The organism is uncultured Rummeliibacillus sp., assembly GCF_934216135.1.
GTDB lineage: Bacteria > Bacillota > Bacilli > Bacillales_A > Planococcaceae > Rummeliibacillus.
Genome location: NZ_CAKQBI010000006.1, coordinates 77,667 through 89,343, shown reverse-complemented (window position 1 = coordinate 89,343; position 11,677 = coordinate 77,667). Strand labels below are relative to the sequence as shown.

Sequence of the window (11,677 nt, the reverse complement as noted above, 5' to 3'; positions counted from 1 at the left end):
TTTCTATTGTATCAAGAAACTATCACAATTGAAAAGATTACAACTTTCAAACATTTTTGATGAATGGGTACTAATTTTCAAATTTATATTCTAGAGGATATAAGATGAAATTCATGAGTTAGGAAGCTTCTTCATCCCTACCGAGGACTGAGAGATAATACTTTCATTCGGAAAAATATCAGAAGTGTTTTATAGAATATTAATAAAAAGAAAATCCGAACAAATGTGAATTTAAATACAATTTCACATTATAGTTCGGATTTCCGTTAGCTAAAACTCTTAAGTCTCTTCTATATAATTCATTAACATTTAAGTAAGAGATACTATTTGTGCTTTTGCAGCTTTTACTAGATTCTCAGGTGTAATACAAATTTGCATACCAATTTTTCCTGCACTTACATACATTTCATCTACCTGTTCAGCAGAAATATCGATAAATGTAGGATATTGCTTCTTCATACCAATTGGTGAACAACCTCCACGAATATAACCTGTATTCGGAAGTAAATCTTTTACATGGAGCATTTCGATTTTCTTTTCCCCTACAACTTTTGCAGCTTTTTTTAGATTTAATTCTTCTGCAACCGGTATTACAAATACATAGAGATTGCCTTTACCAGCTGTAGCTACAAGTGTTTTGAAGACCTTTTCTACCGGTTGGTTAATCTTTGTTGCAACTGATAAACCGTCTATTTTTCCCTCTTCCACTTCATATTCTGCAAGTATATAAGGAATCTTTTGTCGATCTAATAGTCGTACTGCATTTGTCTTTTGTATTTTATGTTTTGCCACAGTAAATCACTTCCTCTATACAGCACGATAAATTATTGGTTCTGCAAAATGGAATCCTTGTTTAGCCATTTGCATATGGAAAGTGTAACGAGCAATGGCTTTTTTGAAAAGACGTTGTTTTGTTTTTTCTTCTGTAATTACAGAGCTATCACTTGTAGTAGTACTTTCTGTTTTCTCATGGTCGTTCATTTGGCGGACATTAGATAATTCAGTATCATGAGTAGATTGACTTTGTGCTTTTTGAATTGTTTCAGTAGCGGTGGCAGCCACTTGAAAATCCTGTTGACTTGGATTTTCTGGAGCCAATGCTGCATCGCGTACATCCTCTAAAATTGTAATGGTTTGAGTATCTGAAGAAATAGGATCCACTAGTTGTGTAGAGGCTATTTCATCATCAACAGCTGAGTTCTGTTGTTCTATAAGATCCTTTTGTTGTTTTAAATCTTGAATCGCAGCCTGAACTTCAGGTTGATGGTCTTTTTCCTTTTTTCCTGTCAATAAGTCCACTAATTCTTCTAGCGCTGGATTAAATTTCGGCTTAAAATATTGAGCATTTTTTCGATATGCATCATCTGCATTTTTCTGACGAAGTGCTCTTTTACGATTTTCAACTTCAGCATAACGAGTACTCACAAGAGAAGTCACATTCATGTCAATCACCTCTTTTCCAATGTCGATATAGTTATTACTATATTATCACCAATATTTGAGATAGAGAAATGTCTATTTACTTAAATCTTCCAATAATATTTAGTAGGTAAATAAAACTAAATATCAACACCCAATTAATCTTTGTTCCCAAATAATTTTTGGAGTGCTTCTGCCATTGCATTATTTGTTGGTTCATCTTGCTTTTTCATATACTTTTGAACATCGCGTTTCGATACTTTAGTATTGCCTGTTGCCTTTTTACGTTTTTCAAAAGCAGATAGTTTTTCACGGTGCCCACATGAACATACGAAGATACGTCCATCTCCTTCGCCACGTAATTCTAATTTTTTATGACAAACTGGACAACGTGCATTTGTTAATGTCGATAATTTTTTCTTATATCCGCAAGTACGGTCTTGGCAGACTAACATTTTACCGCGTTTTCCGTTTACTTCGAGTAAAAGTTTTCCACAATCTGGGCAATGCTTGCCAGTAACATTATCATGTTTGAACTTTTTATCACTAGTTTTAATATCTTTTACTGCCTTTTTAGAAAAATTAACCATATTATTAATGAAATCGGATTTTTTTGCAGAACCTTTAGCAATTTTCGTTAATTCTGTTTCCCATTGTGCTGTCAATGCTGGGGATTTCAAATCGGCAGGTGCAAGGTCTAATAGCTGACGACCTTTTGACGTTGTGTATAAGTCTTTTCCTTTTTTCTCAATAACAAATGACTTAAAGAGTTTTTCAATAATATCAGCACGTGTTGCAACTGTTCCGATACCACCTGTTTCATGTAATGTTTTGATCAACTCTTTGGATTCCCCACTCATAAATTGCGTTGGATTTTCCATTGCTGCAAGTAGTGTACCTTCATTGAAACGTGCTGGTGGTTTGGTTTCTCCCTGTGTCATCGCAATGGCACGTAATTTTACATTTTCACCTTTTTTGAATACTGGCAATGTATGACTATATGATTCTTCATCATCTTGGTGATATACCTTTTTCCATCCTTCATCACGAACCGTGTTGCCTTTTACTTTGAATATTTCGCCACTTACATTCAAAGTAACGGTTGTTTGATCATATTGATAAGGTCCAAAGAATACTGCTAAAAATCGTTTGGCAATAAGATCGTATAATTTTCTTTCTTTGTCAGAAAGGTTAGGCAAAATAGCTGGTTCTTCTGTTGGAATAATGGCATGGTGATCTGAAACCTTGGCGTTATCCACTACGCCTTTTTGTGGTCTTACTTGTTTATTTCTTAACAATGAGTTAGCCGCAGCACGGTTATCCCCAACCGCTGATGCTTTAATACGTTCAGCTAACGTGCCCACCATATCAGATGTTAAATGTTTGGAATCTGTCCGTGGATAAGTAACAATTTTATGGTGTTCATATAAGTTTTGTAATGTGGATAACGTTTCTTTTGCAGACCAACTCCAGCGTTTGTGTGCTTCTTTTTGTAATTCTGTTAAGTCAAAGAGTGTTGGTGCGAACGTTTTTTTCGGCACTGTTTGAACATCTTCTACAATTGCTTCATGAACATGATCGAGTTTTTTTAGTAACTGCTCAATTTTTTCCTTATTAAAGGATTGTGTCTGATTAGTCCCTTTTTCAGACCATGTAAATGTAGCTTCGTTTGTGATAGCTTGAAGTCCATAATAAGTTTTTGGTTTAAAGTTTTTGATCTGTTCTTCACGTTCCGCAATCATAGCAAGTGTAGGTGTTTGTACTCGACCTGTTGATAGTTGTGCATTATACTTCACTGTCAATGCACGAGTTGCGTTAATCCCTACAACCCAGTCTGCTTCTGCACGTGCAACTGCTGCTTCGTATAAATTGTTGTATGCTCGTCCGTCTTTTAAATGTGCAAAACCGTCTTTTATCGCTTTATCTGTGACTGAAGATATCCACAGACGTTTAATCGGCTTATGGCATTTCGCTTTTTCTAAAATCCATCGGGCAACAAGTTCCCCTTCTCGTCCTGCATCTGTTGCAATAATAACCTGATTAACATCCTTACGAGCAAGTTGTGTCTTCACTGCATTAAATTGTTTTGTTGTTTGACGAATTGGTACTAGCTTAAATGGATTTGGGATAATCGGTAGATCCTCCATTTTCCATTCTTTATATTTGTTATCGTACTGTTCTGGATCTGCATGTGTCACTAAATGGCCGAGCGCCCAAGTGACAATATATTGGGAACCTTCTAAAAAGCCATTCCCCTTTTTGTTACATCCTAAGACACGTGCAATATCACGTCCCACAGATGGTTTTTCAGCTAAAACTAAAGATTTAGACATAATTCTGCTCCTCTCAATGTCTTCTATTATAACGGAAATAACGTATAGATTAAAAAATGATGCTAGGATTGCGGATTGAAACATGCTACCTAAATGTTGCCTTTTAAAATTTTGAAGAACATCCCCAATACTTCTGTTAATTAAAATTTCTAAGCGTGTCAATAATCTTAATAATTCCACTCATTGCGTATAAAAAGAACTGTATTCGGCAATGATTTTACATCGAATACAGCTCTTTTCATATTTAATCATATTTTAATATTAGTGTTGATCAATCGTTTCTTTCGGTAAGTTCTTGCTTAGTTCGCAATATTTTACGAATACACGCGCCATTTCGCGAAGACGTTCATGAACGTTTTCATCAATAATTTTGTTCTCTTTATCAAAATGTCCAGCATGTGTATACACGTAATTTGGTGTAACTAATGCACGGAAATAATCAAGGATTGGTTTTAATTGATTTTCTACTACCAAATGATGTTGATAAGTACCACCATTTGCGACGATTGAAACTGGTTTGTATCTCAATGCTTTTGGATGAAGAAAATCAAATGTATTCTTTAAAACCCCAGGTATTGACCCTTGGAAAATTGGTGTTGCCAAGATGTATCCATCTGCTTCTTCAATTGTTTTAACTAATTTTTTCATATCGTCATTATATTGGTCAAACGGACGACCATCTACAAATTGATGATCGAAATCAGCTAAATGTAATTGTTCAATTTCTAAATTAGTATCAAATTCTTTTATATATTGTTCAACTTGCTCTAAAATAGCACCGGTTTTTCTACCAATAATGGTGCCATCAAGAAGTAAAATCTTCATATGATGTTTCCTCCAATTCAGAATTCCTAGAGTTATTGTAACAAATGCGGAAGCCTTTCATAAGGTACCATGCTTGAAATAAGCACAAATCAGTCTTTTGACGGAAAAGTAAAATCTCCCTTAAATTTATAGAAACACTATAATTTCTAGAGTTTTATAGATTCGATACGATTTTATACATATTACACCTCTTCATCCCATAAATTGAAAAGAGCAGCGGAAAGGATGGAGATATATGAAATATAAAAACAATGAGGAAACAAATAAAAAGACGGTCTTTGTAGGAGCTGTGACTCCTTGCCATAATCTTTACCCAATTGAAAGAATTATTACACTCTCTGCCATGTTCGACAAGCAACAAACTGAAATACTCGTTAGACATGACGAACACGCTCTAAATTTTTTAAAACAAAAAGGCATTACTCCAATTGTGTATAAAAACGATAAACAATTAATAGCTGAACTTTCTAAGCTTTCACCTGATTTACTTATTCATGATGCCGGTAACACTGAATTGCCTTTAATCGATCACTTGAAAACATTTATCCCTACGATTCTCCATTTTGATGATTTCGGAGAAGGAGGTTCATCAGCAGATTGTGTTTTCCATACGCTGTACCAAGAAAAACGCGAAAAATTATTACCTCATTTTTTAGTCGGCCCTTCTTCCTATGTTGTGCCAAAACAATTGCAAGCAATATCGAAAAATGCAGATAATTTATCAGATAAACCTCATATTGTTGTAGCGATTGAAGGTTCAGACCCAGAAAATACAAGCTATCGTGTTCTACGCCATTTGTTACAACTGCAAATTCCTATACAAGTTTCGGTGATTGTGCAAATGAGTTATGCACATGATGTGGATGAACTAAAACTAATGGCACTTAGCCGAAAGAATATTAAGGTAATACAAAAAGATAACGCCCTCTATGAATTATTAGAAGTGGCGGATATTGTTATTTGTGGAGCAAAATATACACCTTATAAAGTAGCTACAATCGGCATTCCTTGTATCGTTACTTGCCAAGATGAGCTAGATATGCAACATATCTTCCCTACCGAAGCAAACGGTTTTATCAATCTAGGGTTAGGCAAAAAGCTAAAGCAATCCTTGTTGCAGAACGCAGTGATGGAATATCTCCTACATGAAACAAGGTGTGAACATGCTATTCGCAAGCAACTTAATATTGATTTAAATCGTAACAACCAATACATTCAGTCATTATTAAAAAGCTTCATCGCAAGTCCTGCAAAATCAACTGCTTTTTTAGTTGAAGAACAAGCCAAGAAAACTAGTGGTATGATACAATAACAAAAAGATGAACATAATTGATATCTTATCCACAAAGGAGCTTTGTCATGCCAACAAAAGATGAATTACTATATCAAATTGCCGAACTAAAAAGCGACTATATTCGCCAACAAGGTGATATCGAAAAATTAGAATCCACAGGATATCCAGAGCTTATTGAAAAAGCTGAACAGCGCCTTTCTGATATGGAAAAACAACTAGCTGATTTGAACAACCAGTTAAAAGCTTACGAATCCTAAAGCGCCTGCCCACTTAAAGGCGCTTTTACTGTGCTAAAAACTATATAAGAAAATCCTTTAAAGAGTAAAACTTTCATAAGTGGCTGATTTTCGATTTACGAGAACTAGTGCAACGTTATCAATAGCTCTAAGTTGACTTCATTGCCACTTATGATTTTGTTGAACCAATCAGGCTTTTACGAGCAGCTTCACCGACCTATCCTTTTCATTTCTCGCAATTTTGAGGTAGGTTTCTTACTGCTCGATACGCGAGATAAATACTTTTCACCAAATACACCACTAATTACACTACCCATGCGTACTTTATGGCATGGATACGGAGGACCCAAAATCAATGAGTATATTAACAGTTGAAAAATTAGGCCATACTTTTGGCGATCGTACCCTTTTTAAAGATGTATCATTTCGTATTGTAGAAGGAGAACATGTTGGTCTTGTTGGAGCAAATGGTGTTGGTAAATCAACATTAATGCACATTCTAACGGGTGAACTAATTCATGATACTGGTCGCGTTGAATGGCTACCAGGTACACATTATGGTTATTTAGATCAACATGCAGTATTAACACCTGGAAAAACAATACGTGATACATTACGTGATGCTTTCTTGCCTTTATATAAAAAAGAGGAAGAGTTGAACGAAATTACTGCTAAGATGGCAGATGCTACACCTGAGGAATTAGAGAATTTACTTGAAGACATGGCTGTTATTCAAGATGCCTTGGATGCAGGCGATTTCTATACATTAGATATAAAAATTGAGGAAGTTGCACGTGGCCTTGGTTTAGATGCCATTGGTTTAGAGCGTGACGTTACTGCACTTTCAGGTGGACAACGTACAAAACTATTATTAGCAAAACTTCTATTAGAAAAACCAAAAGTTTTACTATTAGACGAACCTACCAACTATTTAGATGAAGAACATATTACTTGGTTAAGCAATTATTTAAAAGGTTATCCACATGCCTTTTTATTAATCTCACATGATACGGAATTTATGAATGGTGTAGTAGATGTTATTTTCCACTTGGAATTTTCAAAACTAACTCGTTACACAGCTACTTACGAAAAATTCCTCGAGCTTGCTGAAATCAATAAACGTCAGCATATCGATGCTTATGAAAAGCAACAAGAGTTTATCAAAAAACAAGAAACGTTTATCGCCAAAAATAAAGCTCGTTTTTCTACTACAGGTCGTGCAAAATCACGTCAAAAACAATTAGATCGTATGGAAAGAATTGACCGTCCTGAAACAGCTGCAAAACCACAATTCTCATTCAAAGAATCTCGTAGTTCTAGTCGCTATGTTGTAGAAGCTGAGAATTTACTAATTGGATATGACAAGGATAAACCACTACTTCCACCACTTACTTTCCAAATTGAACGTGGTGAAAAAATTGCCCTTGTCGGGATGAATGGTATTGGTAAATCTACCTTATTAAAAACCATGTTAGGTAAAATCCCTGCACTTGGTGGTAAAGTCGAACGAGGTGATTTCTTATATCCTTCCTATTTTGAACAAGAGGTAAAGGCTGGATCTATTACACCGATTGATGATGTATGGAATGCTTATCCTGCGTTAGAACAAGCGACCGTTCGTGCATTACTTGCAAAAACTGGATTAAAAAATGATCATATTTCTCGTCCATTGAACCAATTGAGCGGTGGAGAACAAGCAAAAGTTCGTTTATGTAAATTAATGATGGAAGAAAGTAACTGGATGCTATTCGATGAACCGACAAACCATTTAGATATAGACGCAAAAGAAGAACTAAAACGTGCCATGAAAGAATACAAAGGAACCATCGTATTAGTCAGTCACGAACCAGAATTCTACGATGGACTTGTCACAAAAGTTTGGAATGTCGCAGAATGGTTCGCTCAAGGCCATCAATAATTTTCACGTTACTCATTTGGAGATAATAATTTAAGATGCTTTTCTAAAAGTACAATTCAAAAACTAATTTTGAATTGTACTTTTTATATTTACAAATAGTCTTAAAATGCCTAAAAAATATTCATATTCACTAATCTGACTCAAAATATTATCGCATTATATTGATACAGTGATACATTTTTATAAAAAGTGAACATTTCTTGAATTTGCACATTTTTTCGTTAACCATACTCATTTTTTCTTAATTTTTTGTTGACTTATAAATATCTTACTGGTAAGATATAAATATAATATGAATAAAGAAAGTAGGAATCTATATGACAGTTACAATTTATACTCAAACAAGCTGTACTTCATCTAAAAAAGCTTTACAATGGCTACGTGATAACGATATCTCTTATAAAGAGAAACGTATTACTTCCGAACCTTTAACACTTTCTGAATTCAAACGCATTTTAAGTATGACTGAAGATGGTACAGATGAAATCATCTCAAAAAACTCCAAGGATTTTAAAAATTTACATTGTGATGTTGAACAATTATCTATACAAGAACTTTATAATATTGTAAAAGATCATCCAAAAATGCTACGTAGCCCTATTCTTTTAGACGAAAAACGTCTTCAAGTTGGTTATAACGAAATGGATATCCGTCGCTTTATCCCTCGTAGAGTTCGTGCTTATGAATTGTATGAAATGCAACGCTTATCGTATGAAAGTTAATGATACATTTTGGAGATGAAAATTATGAATGAGGCAAGAAGAGAAAAGATTACTTCCCTTTTTGAAGTTGTATCTTCATTAGAAAGAAAGTGGGCAAACGAGTGGAATAGCCATAATACGATGGGGTTGTCAAAAACGCACATCTTCATACTGGATATACTTGAATCGGAAGGTCCAATGCGTCCATCCTCTTTAGCAGAAAAACTACACGTCACTACAGGTGGTGTTACTGTACTCACTACAAAGTTGATGAAAGCTGGTTATATTAACAAAACACAGAACCCAACCGATCGTCGCGCTTCTCAACTTGAAATTACTGATGCAGGACATGAACTTTTAGAGGCTGCCCATGAACATATTAATAGCATTGTCGATCGTATGTTCGGCATGCTTACAGAAGATGAGATTCAGTCTTTAAAAATTATTTTCTCTAAATGCTTGCTTGGATAATTTTTAAAGCAAACAAAAACATCTGCTCCTGGTGGTACAACTAAATCTACCACCGCGAAAATGAGATTTCTTATTATAAAAAAAGAGGCTGCTCCGTAAGTTTTCTACTTATGGGGCAGCCCCTTTTATTCATTCTAACCTTCATCACAGCCAACGACCTCTGTATAGACCGTCTAGTGCTGTGATTAGAATTGATATTGATTATTATGCAGGTAAAATGACTTCTTTTGAAGTTGCATCAGACATCATAATATCTTTTAAACGTTGTTTTGCACGGAATAGACGAGATTTCACTGTTCCAATAGATACTTTCATCAATTCAGCAATCTCTACTAAAGAATATTGATTGACATAGAAATATAAAAGCGTATTACGATAGATACTATCAAGTTGATTGATCTTTTCTTGAACAATTTTTGAAACGGCTTCTTGTTCTACAACTGTTTCTGTAGAAGGATCATTGTTGGGAACCAAATCTAGTACTGGTACGTCTAATGTTTCAGGTTGGCTCATCATATATTTGCTACGACGAACATTTTTGCGATAGCGGTCGCGGAATGTATTCATACAAATAGTAGTAAGCCATGCTTTTACGTGTTCAACTTCTGCAACATAAGATTCATAACGGACAACTTTTACCCAAACTTCTTGCATGAGGTCTTCTGCCTCTGCTCTGTTACGTGTTAGTTTTAAGCATAAGTGATATATATAACGATTGTATTCTTCATAAACATTTTCAAGTGTAGTATTCATCTTTAAATATCCTCCGGTTTATCGTCTTGCTTTGATAAACCTATTTTCGCAAAAACAAAGCTTTCACTCTATCGGATTAACTTTCAATTACATTACATTCATGTAAGGTTTGACAGTCCTATGTGTAATGAATGTTTTTCAAACGTTGATTGAAAGAAAAACAATAGCTTTCTTTATCACAAATTAAGACTCGTTTATTATAACTCAGGTCCTTTATCACCGCTCTCACCTCTTTTATCACAAGTCGATTTAGAACTCCATTTCTTTTATTTTTATATATAGACCGGCCCACTCCTCAACTATTTATAAATTACCAAGATTACCGTCTTTTCGATAAAAAAAGCCCAAAGCATCGTATGCTTTAGGCATTTATATAATAATTTATTCTGCTTGCTCTTCAAAAGTTTGCTTTGTAATCGTTAATTTTATAATTCGGCTATCATCGACTTCAGTTACAACAATGTGAAGGTTTTCAAAATCAAACGTTTCACCAGGTTCGGGAATATGCAAACTTTGCTCCAGTACAAATCCCCCAACTGTTTCGTGATCTTGAGGGATGTCCACATGGAAGATTTCATTGGCTTCTTCAATTTCTAATCGTCCATGACAGACTAGTGTATCTTCTGTTAGTTCATAAACGAGCGACTCTTCTTCCTCATCAGATTCATCTTCAATTTCTAGCCCAATCATTTCTTCAATAATATCTTCATGTGAAACGATTCCAAGTGTACCGCCATATTCATCTAATACGATAGCTAAATGTTTCTTCTGTGTAAGCATTAAAGTAAACACTTTCTCAATGCTTACAGTTGAAACTACAAATAATGGGTCTTCATCGATAAAATCAACTAACTTCTTCGAAGGATTTAATGACCATTCCACGAATTTCTTTGAATAGAACATCCCTACTACATTGTCCAAACTTTCTTCATAAACAGGATAGCGAGTAAATGAATACTCTAAAATTGTATTTCGTACTTCATCATAAGTAGCATCAATGGTTAATCCTATTACATCTGTACGATGTGTCCCCATTACATCAGATACGTCCTTATCCGGAAAATCCAACATTTCTTTCAAACGATCAGATTCACTCTCATCAAATGTACCTTCCGTAGAAGCAACGTCAACCATACCTCTTAACTCTTCTTTTGTTAAAGTTGCTTCAGTTACTGTACCATTTGAAAGAATACGGATAAACAAATTTGTAAATCCTTGTACAATCCATGTGATTGGTGTAAGAATTCTTACAAAAAACGCAATGACTGGAGCAACAACATATGCAAGTCGATCAGCAAATGTAACAGCAATTGTTTTTGGTAGGACTTCCCCAAATATTATAATAATAATCGTTAAAATCGTCGTAGCCACTGAAACTTGCCAATTATGTCTTAAAGCAATGATTGTCAATAATGTCGGCATCAAAATATTAACGGTATTATTGACGATTAATATCGTCGTAATCATACGGTCTGATTGAGTAAGCAAAAGGTTCAATTTTTGAGACATACGGTCCCCTTGATTTGCTCTCAATTGAACCTTCATCCTATTAATAGCTGTTAAAGCTGTTTCACTTCCTGAAAAGAAAAATGATATGAGCAAACATATTATTAATCCAATAAATTCCAACTATATTCCTCCCACAAAACTTTAAAATCCGTTCCAATATTACACTTCATAATATACCATATTTTAGTGAACTCTGTATTTTGGAAACCTTGTGTTTT

Annotated in this window: 11 protein-coding genes; 5 read left to right on the top strand and 6 right to left on the bottom strand. The window is 34.7% G+C overall.

Annotation, left to right across the window (positions count from 1 at the left end):
* Positions 1–309: 309 nt before the first annotated feature.
* From ybaK to Q0977_RS05785, 4 genes are all read right to left on the bottom strand, one after another.
* Positions 310–792 carry a Cys-tRNA(Pro) deacylase gene (ybaK, locus tag Q0977_RS05800; protein WP_299511314.1) on the bottom strand — a complete coding sequence of 161 codons (483 nt, stop codon included), beginning with the start codon at positions 790–792 and terminating at the stop codon, positions 310–312.
* A gap of 15 nt (positions 793–807) precedes the next feature.
* Complete coding sequence (locus tag Q0977_RS05795) at positions 808–1,443, bottom strand: hypothetical protein (RefSeq protein WP_299511312.1); 636 nt, start codon at positions 1,441–1,443, stop codon at positions 808–810.
* Between the two features lie 134 nt (positions 1,444–1,577).
* On the bottom strand, positions 1,578–3,752 hold the full coding sequence (locus Q0977_RS05790) for a DNA topoisomerase III (RefSeq protein WP_299511310.1): 2,175 nt from the start codon (positions 3,750–3,752) through the stop codon (positions 1,578–1,580).
* A gap of 261 nt (positions 3,753–4,013) precedes the next feature.
* A complete protein-coding gene (locus Q0977_RS05785; RefSeq protein ID WP_119413999.1) occupies positions 4,014–4,577 on the bottom strand; it encodes an NADPH-dependent FMN reductase in 564 nt (187 codons plus the stop codon).
* Positions 4,578–4,812: 235 nt separating this feature from the next.
* Between Q0977_RS05785 and Q0977_RS05780 the strand changes: the two genes are divergently transcribed.
* The 5 genes from Q0977_RS05780 (at position 4,813) to Q0977_RS05760 (ending at position 9,197) form a co-directional block, all read left to right on the top strand.
* Positions 4,813–5,889 (top strand): CMP-N-acetylneuraminic acid synthetase, encoded by a 1,077-nt coding sequence (locus Q0977_RS05780; protein WP_119413998.1) that lies wholly within the window; start codon positions 4,813–4,815, stop codon positions 5,887–5,889.
* 47 nt (positions 5,890–5,936) lie between these two features.
* On the top strand, positions 5,937–6,128 hold the full coding sequence (locus Q0977_RS05775; RefSeq protein ID WP_119413997.1) for an SE1832 family protein: 192 nt from the start codon (positions 5,937–5,939) through the stop codon (positions 6,126–6,128).
* Between the two features lie 334 nt (positions 6,129–6,462).
* A complete protein-coding gene (gene abc-f, locus Q0977_RS05770) occupies positions 6,463–8,025 on the top strand; it encodes a ribosomal protection-like ABC-F family protein (protein ID WP_299511305.1) in 1,563 nt (520 codons plus the stop codon).
* Positions 8,026–8,342: 317 nt separating this feature from the next.
* Positions 8,343–8,747, top strand: coding sequence for a transcriptional regulator Spx (gene spx, locus Q0977_RS05765; RefSeq protein ID WP_119413995.1), 405 nt, complete (start codon positions 8,343–8,345; stop codon positions 8,745–8,747).
* Between the two features lie 24 nt (positions 8,748–8,771).
* Positions 8,772–9,197 carry a MarR family winged helix-turn-helix transcriptional regulator gene (locus tag Q0977_RS05760; protein ID WP_119413994.1) on the top strand — a complete coding sequence of 142 codons (426 nt, stop codon included), beginning with the start codon at positions 8,772–8,774 and terminating at the stop codon, positions 9,195–9,197.
* A gap of 204 nt (positions 9,198–9,401) precedes the next feature.
* On the opposite strand, the gene Q0977_RS05755 is transcribed toward Q0977_RS05760, so the two are convergent.
* On the bottom strand, positions 9,402–9,950 hold the full coding sequence (locus Q0977_RS05755; protein ID WP_124217717.1) for an RNA polymerase sigma factor: 549 nt from the start codon (positions 9,948–9,950) through the stop codon (positions 9,402–9,404).
* A gap of 381 nt (positions 9,951–10,331) precedes the next feature.
* Positions 10,332–11,579 carry a hemolysin family protein gene (locus Q0977_RS05750; RefSeq protein WP_299511298.1) on the bottom strand — a complete coding sequence of 416 codons (1,248 nt, stop codon included), beginning with the start codon at positions 11,577–11,579 and terminating at the stop codon, positions 10,332–10,334.
* Positions 11,580–11,677 lie beyond the last annotated feature (98 nt).

What these genes read in the sequence shown, in the direction of transcription:
- Q0977_RS05795 (WP_299511312.1), bottom strand. Translation starts at nt 1,443, where the DNA reads ATGAATGTGACTTCTCTTGTGAGTACTCGTTATGCTGAAGTTGAAAAT.
- Q0977_RS05755 (WP_124217717.1), bottom strand. Translation starts at nt 9,950, where the DNA reads ATGAATACTACACTTGAAAATGTTTATGAAGAATACAATCGTTATATA.
- Q0977_RS05785 (WP_119413999.1), bottom strand. Translation starts at nt 4,577, where the DNA reads ATGAAGATTTTACTTCTTGATGGCACCATTATTGGTAGAAAAACCGGT.
- Q0977_RS05790 (WP_299511310.1), bottom strand. Translation starts at nt 3,752, where the DNA reads ATGTCTAAATCTTTAGTTTTAGCTGAAAAACCATCTGTGGGACGTGAT.
- Q0977_RS05775 (WP_119413997.1), top strand. Translation starts at nt 5,937, where the DNA reads ATGCCAACAAAAGATGAATTACTATATCAAATTGCCGAACTAAAAAGC.
- Q0977_RS05760 (WP_119413994.1), top strand. Translation starts at nt 8,772, where the DNA reads ATGAATGAGGCAAGAAGAGAAAAGATTACTTCCCTTTTTGAAGTTGTA.
- abc-f (WP_299511305.1), top strand. Translation starts at nt 6,463, where the DNA reads ATGAGTATATTAACAGTTGAAAAATTAGGCCATACTTTTGGCGATCGT.
- spx (WP_119413995.1), top strand. Translation starts at nt 8,343, where the DNA reads ATGACAGTTACAATTTATACTCAAACAAGCTGTACTTCATCTAAAAAA.
- Q0977_RS05780 (WP_119413998.1), top strand. Translation starts at nt 4,813, where the DNA reads ATGAAATATAAAAACAATGAGGAAACAAATAAAAAGACGGTCTTTGTA.